This is a genomic window from Salegentibacter profundi (assembly GCF_054121475.1).
On the sequence record NZ_JBSYGG010000003.1, the window covers coordinates 261,469 to 277,843 of the forward strand.

13 protein-coding genes are annotated in these 16,375 nt (G+C 40.4%); 7 read left to right on the forward strand and 6 right to left on the reverse strand.

What is annotated here, in order from left to right:
• Positions 1–14 precede the first annotated feature (14 nt).
• The 6 genes from ACW6NC_RS06160 to ACW6NC_RS06185 all read right to left on the reverse strand — a co-directional run bounded on the left by ACW6NC_RS06160 (position 15) and on the right by ACW6NC_RS06185 (position 8,889).
• Positions 15–1,052: an App1 family protein gene (locus ACW6NC_RS06160; protein WP_457864418.1), complete on the reverse strand. Its 1,038-nt coding sequence runs from the start codon at positions 1,050–1,052 to the stop codon at positions 15–17.
• A gap of 65 nt (positions 1,053–1,117) precedes the next feature.
• A complete protein-coding gene (gene ligD, locus ACW6NC_RS06165; RefSeq protein WP_457864419.1) occupies positions 1,118–3,550 on the reverse strand; it encodes a DNA ligase D in 2,433 nt (810 codons plus the stop codon).
• A gap of 3 nt (positions 3,551–3,553) precedes the next feature.
• A complete protein-coding gene (ku, locus tag ACW6NC_RS06170; RefSeq protein ID WP_457864420.1) occupies positions 3,554–4,327 on the reverse strand; it encodes a non-homologous end joining protein Ku in 774 nt (257 codons plus the stop codon).
• A gap of 417 nt (positions 4,328–4,744) precedes the next feature.
• Positions 4,745–7,027, reverse strand: coding sequence for a sodium-translocating pyrophosphatase (locus ACW6NC_RS06175; protein ID WP_457864422.1), 2,283 nt, complete (start codon positions 7,025–7,027; stop codon positions 4,745–4,747).
• A gap of 117 nt (positions 7,028–7,144) precedes the next feature.
• Entirely contained in the window at positions 7,145–7,657 is a 513-nt protein-coding gene (locus ACW6NC_RS06180) for an inorganic diphosphatase (protein WP_457864618.1), read from the reverse strand.
• Between the two features lie 251 nt (positions 7,658–7,908).
• A complete protein-coding gene (locus ACW6NC_RS06185; RefSeq protein WP_457864424.1) occupies positions 7,909–8,889 on the reverse strand; it encodes a pyruvate dehydrogenase complex E1 component subunit beta in 981 nt (326 codons plus the stop codon).
• A 310-nt stretch (positions 8,890–9,199) separates the two neighbouring features.
• Between ACW6NC_RS06185 and ACW6NC_RS06190 the strand changes: the two genes are divergently transcribed.
• From ACW6NC_RS06190 to egtB, 7 genes are all read left to right on the forward strand, one after another.
• The gene (locus ACW6NC_RS06190) at positions 9,200–9,946 is read left to right on the forward strand and encodes an electron transfer flavoprotein subunit beta/FixA family protein (RefSeq protein ID WP_457864426.1); all 747 of its coding nucleotides are present in this window, start codon (positions 9,200–9,202) and stop codon (positions 9,944–9,946) included.
• A 109-nt stretch (positions 9,947–10,055) separates the two neighbouring features.
• Complete coding sequence (locus ACW6NC_RS06195) at positions 10,056–11,024, forward strand: electron transfer flavoprotein subunit alpha/FixB family protein (RefSeq protein WP_457864427.1); 969 nt, start codon at positions 10,056–10,058, stop codon at positions 11,022–11,024.
• Between the two features lie 84 nt (positions 11,025–11,108).
• Positions 11,109–11,729, forward strand: a complete 621-nt coding sequence (locus ACW6NC_RS06200; protein ID WP_457864428.1) for a bifunctional nuclease domain-containing protein — start codon at positions 11,109–11,111, stop codon at positions 11,727–11,729.
• Positions 11,730–11,743: 14 nt separating this feature from the next.
• Entirely contained in the window at positions 11,744–13,447 is a 1,704-nt protein-coding gene (locus ACW6NC_RS06205; RefSeq protein WP_457864430.1) for a NupC/NupG family nucleoside CNT transporter, read from the forward strand.
• 94 nt (positions 13,448–13,541) lie between these two features.
• Complete coding sequence (locus tag ACW6NC_RS06210) at positions 13,542–14,366, forward strand: thymidylate synthase (protein WP_457864432.1); 825 nt, start codon at positions 13,542–13,544, stop codon at positions 14,364–14,366.
• 24 nt (positions 14,367–14,390) lie between these two features.
• The gene (locus ACW6NC_RS06215; RefSeq protein WP_457864433.1) at positions 14,391–14,798 is read left to right on the forward strand and encodes an energy transducer TonB; all 408 of its coding nucleotides are present in this window, start codon (positions 14,391–14,393) and stop codon (positions 14,796–14,798) included.
• Positions 14,799–15,203: 405 nt separating this feature from the next.
• Positions 15,204–16,367 (forward strand): ergothioneine biosynthesis protein EgtB, encoded by a 1,164-nt coding sequence (gene egtB, locus ACW6NC_RS06220; RefSeq protein ID WP_457864435.1) that lies wholly within the window; start codon positions 15,204–15,206, stop codon positions 16,365–16,367.
• Positions 16,368–16,375: the final 8 nt, after the last annotated feature.

Here is a 16,375-nt window from a genome sequence, read left to right on the forward strand (position 1 = left end):
TTTTTGCTGAATTTCTATTTAATAAAGCCTTTTTCCCGGGCGTGTCTAACGGCCTGTTCTGAGGATTCCACCATTAAGACCGGAGTAGTTTCAAAATTATCTATAATGCTCTTTACCCTCTGCATTTGTTTCCGATGTTTTACGCTCCTGAGGTAAATCGTCAATATCCTATTGGGGTACTGGGCAGCAATTTCAGTATAAATTGAAGCATCATGTTCCCCGCTATCTCCTATAAGAATAAAATTAAGACTAGGGTAGGTTTTCAGGATATTTGCAATCTCTTTTTGTTTATGGGGTTTTTCTGGTTTGAGACTACGATCAAAGGGGGTTCTGAAATTTCGAAGCAACATCGGTCCCTTCGGAAACTGGTTATGATCTAAAAAGAGTTTCAGGTATTCATAAAGATTCCAGGGACTGTTACTTAAATAAAACATCGGATTGTTATTCTTCCCTGAAACTCCCAGGTGTAATTTCTTGTAAAAATCCGGAGCGCCTTTTAAGGGGATTCTTTGGTAAGCATTGGTCAACAAACTATTTTTTAATAACCGCCACTTCAAAAAAGAAGTAACTCCGGTATGAAGGATAGTATCGTCTATATCACTAATCACTCCAAATTCGGCTTCTGGATCGGGAATAAGAAAACTTCCGGTAAAAGGCTCCTCAAGCACCCTGGTTTTTTTTCCTAACGGGCCGCGGTAATAAAGCTCAAAATCTACCCAACCTTCCTTATCAGCATGTTCAGCTAGATTTTGATCAAGAACATCGTCAAACAAAAAATAGCCTTCAGGACCCGATTTGGTAGTGGCGATAATTTTATCGGGTAAAACCAATTCTACCTCAGCATCCGGTACCTCAAAGGTATCAAATTGTTTCCAGGTGTTTCTTATAGTTTTAAAAAAGGAAGGATCTTTGGCAATTTTTAATGGCTCATTATCCAAAACCCTCCCCAGGATATACAAATGGGAATGAGTACCATAACTGCGATACAGCGTAATAAGGATCTGGTCTAAAATTTTATATCGCCCAGCAAGTTTCCTTATTCGTTTTTTCATTAATTCTATGGGTTTAATTTCAAGATAGGAATTCAAAAATAGCCTTTAGAGACTTTAATTAAATTTTAGGAGTTCTCTAGACGTTTGATGGCTTTTTCTATGGAGATTCCCTTGCTTAATACTTTTTTAAAAGGATCTTTTTTCTCCTTTATCCGATGGAGCATGGTATGAATGTTAAACTCTTTAATCTTCAGACCCTTTTTTACTTCCTTCCAATCCAGTGGTGCCGAGACCGGCGCTCCAGGTTTTGGCCTTACACAATAGGGGGAGGCCAGCGTTTGTCCCCTCCTATTCTGAAGATAATCCAGGTAAATCTTACCTTTCCGACTTTTCACCGATCGTTCCATACTGGTAAGCTCAGGTAATTTCTCCTGGATAAAATAACAGAGTAACTTTGTGAAATCCCGGGCCTCATCATAGCTGTAATTAGCTCCCAGGGGAATATAGATATGTAAACCTGTCGAACCAGAAGTTTTACAATAGCCGTCAATTTTAGCAAAATCCATGACCTCTTTCGCCGCTTGGGCAACTTCGACAACCTCTTCAAAAGTATTTTTCTCCGAAGGATCTAAATCAATAACCGTATAATCAGGCTGATCAAGATGAGCTTTGCGAGAGTTCCAGGGATTTATCTCTATACATCCCAGATTTGCCATATAGAGCAAGGTAGCTTCGTTTTGGCAAAGCATATATTCAATATCCTTATTGGCAGATTCCGAATATATGCTAACACGCTCTATCCATTCTGGCATCTGACCCTGGGTATCTTTTTGATAGAACCCTTTTTTGGTAATCCCATTGGGATGACGATGAAGATTTTGAGGTCGATCCTTTAAATAGGGCATCATATAATCGGCTACCTGAATATAATAATCTATAAGATCGTACTTTTTTAAACCGGAATCTGGCCAGTACACTTTATCAAGATGAGTGAAATCAACCGAAATGCCACCTACATCCAACGAAGCACCTGACCTACCTGATTTCCCTTTCTTCCTGGGTACTTCAATTTGCTTTTCCTCAGTGATTTCCTCCGGTTCTTTATCCTGCCTTAGTCCTTTAAAAACAGGATGTCGCAATAGACCATTCTTGGTATATTCTGAAAATTTAATTTCACAAATTAGATTGGGCTGCATCCAGGTAGGTTTCCTGCCTTTGAGATTTACCTTTTTGGGAAAGGGACTTTCTTTTGTTTGATGTTTTTTAAACTTTTTCAGAAGATTTTTCTGTTCCTCCTCACTGAAGCCCGTGCCACAATTTCCTATGTAACGTAATGCTCCGTTCTTAAAGGTACCAAGAATGATTGAGCCAAAAACAGAACGCTCCGAATCGGTATAACCACAAATAATAGCTTCCCTGGTTTTTACTGCCTTTATCTTTAGCCAATTTTCACTGCGATAACCCGGTGAATATGTGGACTGAGCTTTTTTGGCAATTACTCCTTCCAGCCCTGCATCGATGGCCTTTTTATAAAATGCAGTGCCCATTCCCTCGATATGGTCGCAATAAAAAACAGCATCCAAATCTTCAAGCACTTCTGAAAGCAGGCTTTTTCGCTCGAGCAATGGCAATTCGAGCATGGAATGACCATTGAGGTATAACATATCAAATACATAATACCTGAGTTCCCCCTTCGTTTTGTTATCGAAGTTTTGTAAAGCCTGGAAATCGGGTACACCATCCTCATCCAGGATGACTACTTCTCCATCCAGGATGGTCTGGTGAGGAATTTGCTCAAGTTCTCTTCTTAGCTTTGAAAATTTTTTATTAAACGAAATGCCATTACGGGAATATAAGTTTACGGTGCCCTCAGTAATATTGGCTAGAACTCTATATCCATCCCATTTGATCTCATAAATCCAATCGGGATTATTAAAAATCTTTTTAGTTGTTGTGGCCAGCATAGGTTTGAGAAAATCATCGGGATCAAGTTTTTTTCTTCTTTCGGAGTTCTTTTTAATTCCATGTGATTCTTTTTCCGCGAAGATTTCAGCATCATAATCCAGATCGGTAGAAAACCTATCTTTCTTCTTGATAAGCAGCCATTGATTTTGTTTATCCCCCCTATTGATATGAACCAGCGCGAACTCTCCTCTTATTTTTTGTCCATTAAATTCGATTTTTAAATTACCTTCATCCAGTTGTTCCAGTAAATTATCTGTTGTGCCATCAGCAGCCCGAAAAGTTCCCTTATCCCAAATTTTCATCACCCCAGCCCCGTAATTCCCTTTAGGAATAGTACCTTCAAAGTCTAGGTATTTAACAGGATGATCCTCGGTTTGAATCGCAAGCCTTTTATCTCCAGGATTCATTGAAGGTCCCTTGGGAACTGCCCAGCTTTTAAGTACCCCCTCCATTTCTAGCCTCAGATCATAATGCAGCCGGGAAGCCTGATGTCTTTGGATAACAAACCTCCCTCGATTTTCATCACTATAATCAGGACCGGGTTCCGGAGTATCTTTAAAATTTCGTTTGTTCTTATAATCTTCTAGGCCCATATATTAAGAGGCTTTTTTCTTTTTCTTTTCAAGACTGGCCTTTAATTGGGCCATAAGATCCTTTGCAGGAGTGGGTGTTGTTTTAAAATCTTCTGTTTTAATCTTTTTACCCGTACTTTTAGAATCGATGATTTTCATGAGCTGATCGTTATAAACATCCTTGAACTTATCAAGTTTAAATTTGGTAGAATGCTGATCTATAAGGGAGATAGCCATATCCACCTCCTTTTTAGTTACCTTGGTTTTTGGCAATTTTAAATCTTCGGTATCCCGGATCTCATCTGAAAATCTAATCACGTGTAAAACCAGCGCCTTTTTATAAACGCCAACTAAGGCCAGGTGTTCTTTCTGTCTCATCACAAAAGTAGCTACCCCCAGTTTCTCTGTTTTTTTAAGTGCATCACGCAATAAATTATAAGATTTACCCCCTTCTTTCTGGGGTTCCAGAAAATAAGGTTTTTTGTAAAGGACTTCCGCCACTTCATCCTCCCCCACAAATTCCTCAATATCTATAGTTTTACTTTTTTTTAAATTCGCATTTTCAAAATCCTCTTTCTCTAAGATAACATAGGCATCATCTTTCTTAAAGCCTTTTACAATGTCTTTCCATTGAACTTCTTTTCCCGTTTCTTCATTTACTCTTTTATACCTTATTCGCCCATGATCATGCCTATCGAGCATATCAAGTTCTAAGCGTCGATCCTCTGAACCGGAATAGAGTTTAACCGGAATAGACACCAAACCAAAACTTATTGAACCATTCCAAATAGACCTCATAAAAAAATGTTTATAAACTTAAAATTAATGGAATTATCGCTGGACCATAGTTGTAGCTATGTTAAAAGTCACAAGAACAAAATCTTTAAAAATTTTAATAGAACTTCAACAAAGCTTTACCACATATTTAACTTAAAACGAGATACTTAGACCTTAATTTTAAATAAAACATGATTAACTATTCTATTTTACTCCTATGGAAGCCTTGAAGATTTGCTCGGCAGCTACTGCAAGGACCAGATAGGAAAATAATAAATAAAGAAGATGAAAGCACAGCTGATTAAGGTCAGCATAAACTTGGGGATAGACCGAATAATTAAAAGCCCAAAAACAAGTTTGAATTAGCCGAAAAAGCCCGTTTAAAGATAGACTTCAAACGGGCTTTTTTTTAAGCAAAAAGGCTAGGTTGTCCTGAAATTATTTTATCCTAACTTCAAAAATATCTTCGCTTTGTGTAACTTCTCCCACTTGTGGTGTTTCTTCCGGATTGTTTGGAACATCTTCTTCGGTGTGTCCTCCCAGAATGGGTGCCATGACCAATCCTATCAAACAGGTTAATTTAATGAGAATATTCATAGAAGGACCGGAAGTATCTTTAAAAGGGTCTCCTACTGTATCACCGGTAACAGCGGCTTTATGAGCTTCAGAGCCTTTATAAGTCATTTCTCCGTTAATCATCACTCCAGCTTCAAATGATTTTTTCGCGTTATCCCAGGCACCTCCGGCGTTGTTCTGGAAAATCGCCCAAAGTACTCCGCTTACCGTAACGCCGGCCATATATCCTCCCAGCATTTCAGCGATGAGAAGGTTATCATATCCGAAGATCATTGGAAGAAGAACAATGCCAATCGGGAAACCAATAGTAATCACTCCAGGCAATAGCATTTCCTTTAAGGCAGCCTGAGTCGAAATGGCTACACATTTATCATACTCCGGTTTTCCTGTCCCTTCCATAATTCCAGGAATCTCTTTAAACTGTCGGCGAACTTCCTGAACCATTTTCATCGCAGCCTTCCCTACGGACTTCATCGCCAAAGCCGAGAATACAACGGGCACCATTCCACCGATAAACAACATGGCTAATACTGGAGCTTTAAAAATATTGATTCCGTCAATTCCGGTAAAGGTCACATAGGCTGCAAAAAGTGCCAGGGAGGTAAGTGCTGCCGAGGCAATTGCAAATCCTTTTCCCGTAGCTGCCGTGGTATTTCCTACAGAATCAAGGATATCAGTACGTTCCCGCACCTCGGGCGGAAGTTCACTCATCTCGGCAATTCCTCCTGCATTATCCGCAATAGGCCCAAAAGCATCAATAGCAAGCTGCATGGCCGTAGTGGCCATCATCGCTGAGGCTGCCAGTGCCACCCCGTAAAATCCTGCAAAAGCATAAGAAGCCCAGATTGCAATAGCAAATAACAAGACGGAAAGAAAAGTAGAGATCATCCCTGTTGCAAGCCCGGCAATTATGTTAGTTCCAGCGCCTGTACTCGAGTTCTGTACAATAGAAAGTACTGGTTTCTTGCCTAATCCGGTATAATATTCGGTTACTGCAGAGATCACTCCCCCAACAACAATCCCCACTAGGGAAGCATAGAATACCCTGATGGCATCAATACTCTTGTATTCAAAGCCTTCAGCACCTCCCACAAAGAAGCCCATGGTAAGGGCATCTGAAGGCAGCATCCAGGTTACCAGAAAGAAAGTAGCAACGGCTACCAAAATTATCGATACCCAGTTTCCGATATTAAGGGCTTTTTGAACTTCTGCTTCCTTAGCACTGTTACTGGTAATCTTGACCAACATAGTTCCGACAATAGACATGATTATACCAACTCCGGCAATGGCCATCGGCAATAAGATCGGTCCTATGCCGCCAAACCCGGAAGCTACGATATTACCCCCCATATCCTCAATTATATAATTTCCCAGTACCATAGCGGCAAGTACCGTAGCTACATAACTTCCGAAAAGGTCGGCACCCATACCGGCAACATCGCCAACATTATCGCCTACGTTGTCAGCAATTGTTGCAGGATTACGCGGATCATCTTCAGGGATTCCTGCTTCCACTTTTCCAACCAGATCGGCGCCTACATCAGCCGCTTTAGTATATATTCCACCGCCAACACGCGCAAAGAGCGCAATAGATTCAGCACCTAAAGAGAATCCTGCAAGGGTTTCCAGCACAATGGTCATTTGGGAAGTATCTGTCCATTGCCCTCCCATAAAATAATGGAAGAAAATTATAAAAAAGGTAGTTAATCCTAGCACGGCAAGTCCTGCAACACCCAAGCCCATCACTGTGCCACCACCAAAAGAAACTTTCAGGGCTTTAGGCAGACTGGTCCTGGCAGCCTGGGTAGTGCGAACGTTCGATTTAGTGGCAATCTTCATTCCCATATTTCCTGCAAGGGCAGAAAAAAAGGCCCCAAATATAAAGGCCACGATAATTAAATAATGAGTTGTAGGTACTATATAGGCTATTGCAGCTAGTGCAATACTGGCACCCACTACGAATATACTTAGTAATTTATATTCTGCATTCAAAAAGGCGAGGGCTCCTTCATAAATATGGGATGAAATTTCTTTCATCTTCCCGTCTCCGGCATCCTGTTTCAAAACCCAGGATCTTTTAATGCCCATATAAATGAGCCCTATTATTGCCAATATCGCAGGCATATAAATCATCATTGATTCCATATTAATCTGTTAAGTTTTAGTTAATACGGCTAAAGTAGTAAATTGAGGATAATTAAAAAAGCAATAACTTTTTAAGGTTATTGCTTTTTAATATTCAATGATGACGGTCAGTTTTTACTATATTCCAAAGCGATTTTTATCCCCATCGTAATTTTCAAAACGCTCAACACATTGTTTAATAATTTCCCGGGCCTCACTGGCATCCCCCCAGCCATCAACGTCCACTTTTTTCTTCTCAAGGTCTTTGTAGACCTTAAAGAAATGTTCGATTTCCATAATTAGGTGCCCGTTTAACTCTTTTAGGTCATTGAGCCTGTTCCAAATGGGATCTGAAACCGGTACGCAAATTATTTTTTCGTCAGGTCCCTTTTCATCAGCCATATGAAAGACCCCGATTGGTTTCACTTCCATGACCACCCCAGGGAAGGTAGGTTCTGCAACTAATACCAATACATCCAGGGGATCATCATCCTGAGCCAGGGTGTTAGGGATAAACCCATAATCGGCAGGATACATCATAGAGGAAAAGATCATCCTGTCGTATCGAACGCGCTTTAGTTTAAAATCGTACTCATATTTGTTACGGCTCCCTTTAGGGATCTCTATCATTACATCAAAAGTCTCAGACATCTTTTTTTTAATTTTCATATTTAAGGGCGGCAAATATAGGTAATTTTCAGCTTAATTGTTCCTAACAAAACCTGAAAACCAAGGTATAGGTTCCAGGTTATTTCCAGTAATATGAATTTTTTCACATTTTAATGGATAGGAACACCAAATCCGGAAGTTTCAAGTGAAACTATAAGACTATATATATAGCCATAAAAAAAGCTTCACCATTATGGTGAAGCTAGCTTTATCAAAAGGATATTTTCTTTTTTTTAGTCTCTATACATAACCTTTTTAACAGCTTTTACCACATCTTCACTATTAGGAATCCATTCTTTTAAAAGGACAGGTGAATAAGGGGCCGGGGTATCAGCAGTATTAATCTTTACAATAGGTGCATCAAGGTAATCAAATGCTTTTTCCTGAACCTGGTAGGTGATCTCCGTAGCCACGTTACCAAAAGGCCAGGCCTCTTCAAGAATTACCAAACGGTTAGTTTTTTTAACTGATTCGAAAATAGTATCGTGATCCATTGGTCGAACCGTTCTTAGGTCAATGATCTCACAGGAAATATCTTCTTCTTCCAGTTTATCAGCTGCTTTGTATGCCTCTTTAATTATTTTTCCGAAAGAAACAATAGTAACATCTTTCCCTTCTCGTTTAATATCGGCCTTCCCGATTTCTAAAGTGTACTCTTCTTCAGGAACCTCACCTTTATCTCCATACATCTGTTCGCTTTCCATAAAGATCACAGGATCGTCGTCCCTGATGGCAGCTTTTAGAAGTCCTTTAGCATCATACGGGTTTGAAGGCACAATGACCTTTAGACCAGGAGTATTGGCAAACCAGCTTTCAAAAGCCTGGGAGTGTGTCGCTCCCAACTGTCCCGCAGAACCAGTAGGACCTCGGAATACAATAGGAATATTAAACTGTCCTCCACTCATCTGACGCATTTTGGCAGCATTATTAATGATCTGGTCGATTCCAACCAAAGAGAAGTTGAAGGTCATGAATTCAACAATAGGCCTGTTGCCATTCATCGCAGATCCAACCCCAATCCCGGCAAATCCAAGCTCAGCGATTGGTGTATCTATTACGCGTTCCGGTCCAAACTCATCCAGCATACCTTTGGAAGCTTTATATGCTCCGTTATATTCAGCAACTTCCTCCCCCATCAGGTAAACGCTCTCATCTCTGCGCATTTCTTCGCTCATCGCTTCGGCAATTGCTTCCCTAAATTGAATTGTCTTCATTATCTTGTATGGTATTATTTGTAAAACTTGCGGAAACAAAAATAGTAATTACCTAATGTTTATACCATATTAAGACCACAAATTTTTCAAAGCCAGGATTAATCAGATTCGCATTGGATTTTTTTAAAAGGAATTACTAGCAAATTCATTTTTTCCTGAAATAAACATCAATGTTTACAGTATATCATTGATAATTCTTTAATAATTGCAAGCAAACCCATACCTAAATTTATTATGCATGCATAGCTTTTTTTGATATAAATTATGTAACTTCGTAAACGAAAACGATTTAATCAAAACATCTTTTTATATGAAAATATTAGTATGTATCAGCCATGTACCTGATACTACCTCAAAAATCAATTTTACAGACGGAGATTCCAAGTTTGATACCTCCGGTGTCCAGTTCGTTATAAACCCTAACGATGAATTTGGGTTAACCCGTGCAATGTGGTTTAAGGAAAAACAGGGCGCTACGGTCGATGTCGTGAATGTAGGCGGTTCTGAAACCGAACCCACCTTGAGAAAAGCCCTTGCCATTGGAGCCGATTCGGCTATTAGAGTAGATGCCACCCCAACGGATGGATTTTTTGTAGCAAAACAACTAGCCAAAGTTGCCAAAGAAGGAGATTATGATCTGGTCATTGCGGGCCGTGAATCCATAGATTATAACGGAGGTATGGTACCTGGAATGATGGCCGGATTAATGGATGTCAATTTTGTAAACACTTGTATCAGCCTTGAAATCGAAGGTGATACCGCTACAGCAATCCGTGAGATAGACGGAGGTAAGGAAACCCTAACATCCAAATTACCACTGGTCATTGCAGGTCAAAAAGGACTTGTGGAGGAAAAAGATCTTAAGATTCCAAATATGCGTGGAATCATGCAAGCCCGTAAAAAACCACTTAACGTGGTAGCGGCCGAGGAGGTTTCCGCACAAACTCAAACCCAGAAATTTGAAAAACCTGCTCCTAAAGGAGAGGTCAAACTCGTAGACCCCGACAATCTGGATGAACTTATTGATCTGCTTCATAATGAAGCCAAGGCAATCTAAAAACCAAATAAAAAGGCCTCACCATGTCAAAGCTGTGAAGTCTATTTAACAATAAAATATTTCGTTTACCGAGGACCTCGGGATGCGATTTGACTAAAAAAGTATAAATATGTCAATTTTAGTATATACAGAATCGGAAAAAGGAAAATTCAAAAAGGCTGCCTTGGAAGTGGCCTCCTATGCTCGCGAAGTCGCCTCTAATGCAGGTAGCAGTTTAACTGCTGTGACCTTTAACGTCGAAGATGCCTCTGAGTTAGGTAAATATGGTGTAGATAAGGTACTGAACATCAAAAGCGATAAATTAAGCAATTTTAACGCCCAGGCCTATGCAGACGCTCTTAAACAAGCTGCTGAAAAAGAAGACAGTAAAGTTGTCGTCCTTAGCCAAAGCGCGAACAGCAAATATCTCGCACCTTTATTAGCCATTGAACTTCAGGCGGGTTACGCTCCCAATGTGGTTGCGCTCCCGGAAAGCATCGAGCCTTTTACTGTAAAAAGAAGTGTCTTCACCAATAAAGCTTTCAACCTGCTACAAATTAATACCGATGTTAAAATTGTAGGGGTATCCCAAAATGCATTCGGTTTAAAGGAAAATCAAGCCAGCGCAACTCTCGAAGATTTCAATCCGACCCTCTCAGAAGAGGATTTCAGCATCAATATAGAATCCGTCGACAAAGCGACGGACAAAGTGACCATTGCCGATGCGGAGATTATCGTTTCGGGTGGTCGCGGATTAAAAGGACCAGAAAACTGGGGAATGATAGAAGAAATGGCTGAAATTCTCGGGGCCGCAACGGCCTGTTCCAAACCGGTTAGTGATATGGAATGGAGACCTCATAGTGAACACGTAGGACAAACGGGTAAGCCGGTGGCCTCTAACCTTTACATAGCCGTAGGTATTTCTGGAGCTATCCAACATCTTGCAGGTGTGAATGCTGCAAAGACAAAAGTGGTTATCAACAATGATCCTGAAGCCCCTTTCTTTAAAGCCGCCGATTACGGCGTGGTAGGTGATGCATTCGAAGTAGTGCCTAAGCTCAACGAAAAATTGAAGGAATTTAAAGCAAAAAACGCATAATTTTCATAACTTGTGCCCCTTAAAAGGGCTGTCTAAATCCGGTGCAAAGTCCTTATTTAGACAGCCTTTTTTAATTTTTGGAATATGAGTTTAGTGCGCCTTAATATTAAAGGAATCTCTTATAGTCAAACCCAAAACGGGGCTTATGCCTTAATTCTGAGCGAAGTGGATGGGGATCGTAAACTCCCGATCGTCATTGGTGCTTTTGAGGCACAGTCTATTGCCATCGCTCTTGAGAAGGAAATAAAACCTCCACGCCCGCTTACCCACGATTTATTTAAGAATTTTGCTGACAGGTTTGATATCACCGTGAAACAGGTAATCATTCATAAACTGGTGGATGGGGTTTTCTATTCCAGCCTGATCTGTGAACGTGACAAAATTGAGGAAATTATTGATGCCAGGACCAGTGATGCCATTGCTCTTGCTTTAAGATTTGACGCCCCTATTTTTACCTATAAAAATATTCTCGATAAAGCTGGTATTTATCTAAAAGGGGATGAATCTACTTCTCCCCCGGAAAAAGAACAGGAAGAAATCATTTCTGAAGAAGTCCTTCCAGACGATATTAGTATAAAATCAGATTCCACCAACTATAAAAAACTTTCCCTGGACGAATTAAAAACCCTTCTTTCGCAGGCTGTTAATAACGAAGATTATGAAAAAGCAGCGCGAATAAGAGACGAAATCTCCAAACGGAAATAATTTCCCTTTTTTTTATGAACAAGACCTGGTTCTGCCTGTTTTTAATAATCTTCGGAATAAATTCATCCTTTTCCCAAAGCATTTCAAAAACCTGGCAATTGCAATCTGATATAGACACTACGCAATCCTCCCTGTTTTCTCCGAATGCCGTCCTTGATATAGATAATGGGCAATTTGAGATAACCAGGGAGGGTTCAAAAGAGATCTTTGCCCAGGGAGATTACCTCTACCAGAATAATCTATTGATCTTTTTCACGAATAAACCTTCTGATAGTATAATAAATTATCGCATCTCTTCGCTAACCGACACTTCCTTGGTAATCTCAGATAGCCAGAGAAATTTTGTTTTTGCTGAAAATCTTCAAAGCATAGCAGAGATAATCCCCCCCGAGGCCGCCAAGGAAATGATTCCGAATCAAGGAATAAGCCTCAATAGTGTCATCCGGGGCGCGATTGGGATGATGGCTTTATTGCTTATTGCATTTCTATTTAGCACCAGACGAAAAGCTATTCGCTGGAGAACAGTAGGGATGGGACTTGCCGCCCAACTCCTTCTCGCTTTCGGTGTCTTACAAGTGCCTTTTATCCAAAGCGTTTTTGAATTCGTAGGCAATATATTTGTACTCATCCTCGATTTCACTGCCGCTGGGAGTGAGTTTTTACTTGGAGGAATGATGGATGTAGACAGTTTCGGATTTATTTTTCTATTCCAGGTTTTGCCGACGATCATATTCTTCTCAGCCCTGACCTCGGTATTATTTTACTTAGGCGTGATCCAGTTGGTAGTCAAAGGAATGGCATGGATTCTTACTAAACTAATGGGAATTTCTGGGGCTGAGAGCTTAAGTGTGGCCGGAAATATTTTCCTGGGGCAAACCGAAGCCCCCTTGATGATAAAAGCATATCTGGAACGCATGACACGCTCAGAGATATTGCTGGTAATGGTTGGTGGAATGGCTACTGTGGCAGGTGGGGTATTAGCAGCTTATATCGGTTTTCTTGGAGGTGATGACCCGGCCTTAAGGCTACAGTTTGCAAAGCATTTACTTGCCGCCTCTGTCATGGCCGCCCCGGGGGCAATCGTAGTTTCCAAGATTCTTTATCCACAGCTGGAACCCATCAATGAAAATGTCGAGGTTTCTTCAGACAAAATAGGTTCGAATATACTTGATGCTATCGCTAATGGTACGACCGAAGGATTAAAGCTAGCAGCTAATGTAGGAGCTATGTTGCTGGTTTTTATCGCCTTTATCGCCATGATAAATTATGTTCTTAATTACACCGGAAATCTTACTGGTCTGAACACCATTTTAGCCGAGAATACACCATATAAAGGTTTTTCTCTGGAATCCATCCTGGGAACAATCTTCGCCCCCCTTATGTGGATAATAGGAGTAGCAAAAGAAGACATGATGTTGATGGGACAACTCCTGGGGATAAAACTGGCAGCCAGTGAATTTGTAGGTTATGTGCAGCTTGCCGAACTTAAAAATCCTGCGAATGCCCTTAGTCTTACTTATGAGAAATCAGTGATTATGGCCACTTATATGCTTTGCGGGTTTGCAAATTTTGCTTCTATTGGAATTCAAATCGGCGGGATTGGCTCCCTTGCACCAGGACAACGAAAAACCCTTTCCGAATTCGGAATGAAAGCGCTTATTGGTGGTACCCTGGCCTCCTTACTTTCAGCCACAATTGCCGGAATGATTTTAGGTTAATAACCTGGGGAAAAAATAGTTATTAAGAAAAGCTGAAAATAAATGTGGTTTGCTATTTTAGCTGAAGTATTTTTTTCACTTCTGAAACAGCAAAATGAAACAGTACCACGATCTCTTAAATCATATTCTCAATAATGGAACCGACAAAGGGGACCGTACTGGAACCGGTACCCGCAGTGTTTTTGGTTACCAGATGCGCTTCGATCTTAACGAAGGTTTTCCTATGGTTACCACCAAAAAACTTCATCTGAAATCTATCATTTATGAACTGCTTTGGTTTCTAAAAGGAGATACTAATGTCAAATACCTACAGGAAAACCGAGTACGTATCTGGAATGAATGGGCAGACGAAAATGGTGATCTTGGTCCGGTATATGGCCATCAATGGAGGAATTGGAATAATGAAGAAATAGATCAAATCAAAGAGATCGTTGAGACCTTAAAGAACAATCCCAATAGCCGAAGGATGCTCGTTTCAGCCTGGAATCCATCGGTTTTGCCAGACACTTCAAAATCTTTTGCAGAAAATGTAGCCAATGGCAAGGCCGCCCTACCCCCGTGTCACGCTTTTTTTCAATTCTATGTGGCTCAGGGAAAATTATCGCTTCAACTCTACCAGCGCAGTGCAGATGTATTCCTGGGGGTCCCCTTCAATATTGCCTCTTACGCCTTACTTAACCTCATGATGGCACAGGTATGCGGATATGAACCCGGAGATTTTATCCACACCTTTGGCGATGTCCATATATACAACAACCATATGGAACAAGTAAAGTTACAACTTAGTCGAGACCCACGTCCTCTTCCAAAAATGACACTCAACAAGAAAGTTACCGATATTTTTGGTTTTGATTATGAAGATTTTATCTTAGAAAATTATAATCCGCATCCGGGTATTAAAGCTCCGGTTGCCGTGTAATGTCTAATTAAAAATTTAAATTAAATGAGAAGTTTATTTGTGATCGCTCTGTTCCTTACTACTAGTTTCGGCTTTGCCCAGGAAACCTCAGTAGAAGGTAATACCGTAACTTCAAAACAAACGGCTCCTGTTTGGCCAGGCTGTGAGGAAGAAGCTGACAAGAAATCCTGCTTTAACCAAAAACTAATGACCCATGTTAGAGAAAACTACCAATATCCAAAAAATGATGATGGGGAGTATCTTAGAGGAAAAGTTACCATAAAAATGGAGGTCAATGAAGAAGGAAACGTAGTGGTCAAATCAGTGAAAGGTGGTGCACCTAAGGTCAATGCTGCTGCCAAGGAAATGATTGAAAAAATGCCCAAAATGCAACCTGGAACCCGAAACGGAAAACCTTCTGCCGTAGGATATACTATCCCCCTTACCTTATAAGAATTTTAGTATTTTACAATTTTAAACCTGATCCTTGTCTTTAATCTCAATTAAAGGAAAAGAAGGGATCAGGTTTATTTTTAACGCCTCAGTCAGTTCCACATTCGGTCTCTTTATGTTTGGAAAAATAAGATCCTCACCAATGATTTAATTGGTTTGGAGATTACCTTAAAATATTTCCCGAGATTTTCTTCCTATCCAATTTACATCAATGCTTTGAAAACGAAATTGCCTAGGGTAAAAAAGCTATTGCTACCAGGATATAAAAGCGTCCTAGTTAGTTGCCGCCAAAAATACCAAGACTGGAAGGTATTGGCACTTTAACTTGTCATTAACTTAGGTTAATTTCCCTGCTGTTTAAAATTCATTAAATTTGAGAAGAAGCCTTAGAATTTTCTCATATTTATGCAATCGCAACAGGAATTAATATCATTTTTTAATGAAACCAGGGCCAGGTCTGAACTTATATGTTCCTTTCTGGAAACTGAAGACTATGTAGTACAACCCATAGAAGAGGTTTCTCCTCCAAAGTGGCACCTTGGACATACTACCTGGTTTTTCGAAGAATTCGTGCTCGAGCCTCATAAACCCAATTATAAATTATTTGATGAGCATTCGGCCTATGTTTTTAATTCGTATTATGAGAGCGTAGGTGAGAAAGTAATTCGCACCAACCGCGGAAACCTATCCCGTCCAACGGTGGCATGGGTTTATGATTATCGAACTTACGTATCGAAAGCCCTCCAGGAATTTTTAAAATCCCAGGAACTTTCTGATGAAATCCTGGAACTTATAGAAATTGGCTGTCATCACGAGAAACAACATCAGGAGCTGCTCTATACTGATATAAAATATATTCTAGGTAACAATCCCCTTTTCCCTAAATATAACGAACAATTCGCTGAAAACCCGATTCAGGACTTCAAAGCAGAATGGATAAAACTATCCGAAGGACTATATGATATAGGCCATAACAGTGATGAATTTTGTTATGACAATGAATTGGGGCAACACAAAGTATTTCTGAATGATTTCGTCATTTCCAGCAAGCTCGTTACCAATACGGAGTATCTGGAATTTATGGAATCCGGTGGTTACCATGATGTTTTGTTGTGGCACGCCGAAGGCTGGGATTGGGTAAACAAGAACAATATAAGTTCACCGTCTTACTGGCATAAGATAGAGGGGCAATGGCACAGCTTTGGCTTGAATGGGCTGCACCCTTTAATCCCTGAAGCACCTGTAACACATATTTCCTATTTTGAAGCATTCGCTTATGCCCAATGGAGAGGGCTGCGTCTTCCCACAGAATTTGAGTGGGAAGCAGCCAATGAGTATTTTAATTGGGGGAGCCGTTGGGAATGGACCGAAAGTGCTTACTCTCCTTATCCGGGTTATACCAAAGCTCCAGGGGCCCTTGGTGAATACAACGGTAAATTCATGGTCAACCAAAAGGTGCTTCGTGGTGGCTCAGTTGCCACTTCAATCAATCATACCCGTTCAACCTACCGCAACTTTTTCCATCCCCACCTTAGATGGCAGTTCACCGGCTTAAGATTAGCAAAATAACCTCTGAA

Excerpts from the sequence above, each read along its gene's own strand:
- ACW6NC_RS06160 (WP_457864418.1), bottom strand. The coding sequence starts at position 1,052 with ATGAAAAAACGAATAAGGAAACTTGCTGGGCGATATAAAATTTTAGAC.
- ligD (WP_457864419.1), bottom strand. The coding sequence starts at position 3,550 with ATGGGCCTAGAAGATTATAAGAACAAACGAAATTTTAAAGATACTCCG.
- ku (WP_457864420.1), bottom strand. The coding sequence starts at position 4,327 with ATGAGGTCTATTTGGAATGGTTCAATAAGTTTTGGTTTGGTGTCTATT.
- ACW6NC_RS06175 (WP_457864422.1), bottom strand. The coding sequence starts at position 7,027 with ATGGAATCAATGATGATTTATATGCCTGCGATATTGGCAATAATAGGG.
- ACW6NC_RS06180 (WP_457864618.1), bottom strand. The coding sequence starts at position 7,657 with ATGTCTGAGACTTTTGATGTAATGATAGAGATCCCTAAAGGGAGCCGT.
- ACW6NC_RS06185 (WP_457864424.1), bottom strand. The coding sequence starts at position 8,889 with ATGAAGACAATTCAATTTAGGGAAGCAATTGCCGAAGCGATGAGCGAA.
- ACW6NC_RS06190 (WP_457864426.1), top strand. The coding sequence starts at position 9,200 with ATGAAAATATTAGTATGTATCAGCCATGTACCTGATACTACCTCAAAA.
- ACW6NC_RS06195 (WP_457864427.1), top strand. The coding sequence starts at position 10,056 with ATGTCAATTTTAGTATATACAGAATCGGAAAAAGGAAAATTCAAAAAG.
- ACW6NC_RS06200 (WP_457864428.1), top strand. The coding sequence starts at position 11,109 with ATGAGTTTAGTGCGCCTTAATATTAAAGGAATCTCTTATAGTCAAACC.
- ACW6NC_RS06205 (WP_457864430.1), top strand. The coding sequence starts at position 11,744 with ATGAACAAGACCTGGTTCTGCCTGTTTTTAATAATCTTCGGAATAAAT.
- ACW6NC_RS06210 (WP_457864432.1), top strand. The coding sequence starts at position 13,542 with ATGAAACAGTACCACGATCTCTTAAATCATATTCTCAATAATGGAACC.
- ACW6NC_RS06215 (WP_457864433.1), top strand. The coding sequence starts at position 14,391 with ATGAGAAGTTTATTTGTGATCGCTCTGTTCCTTACTACTAGTTTCGGC.
- egtB (WP_457864435.1), top strand. The coding sequence starts at position 15,204 with ATGCAATCGCAACAGGAATTAATATCATTTTTTAATGAAACCAGGGCC.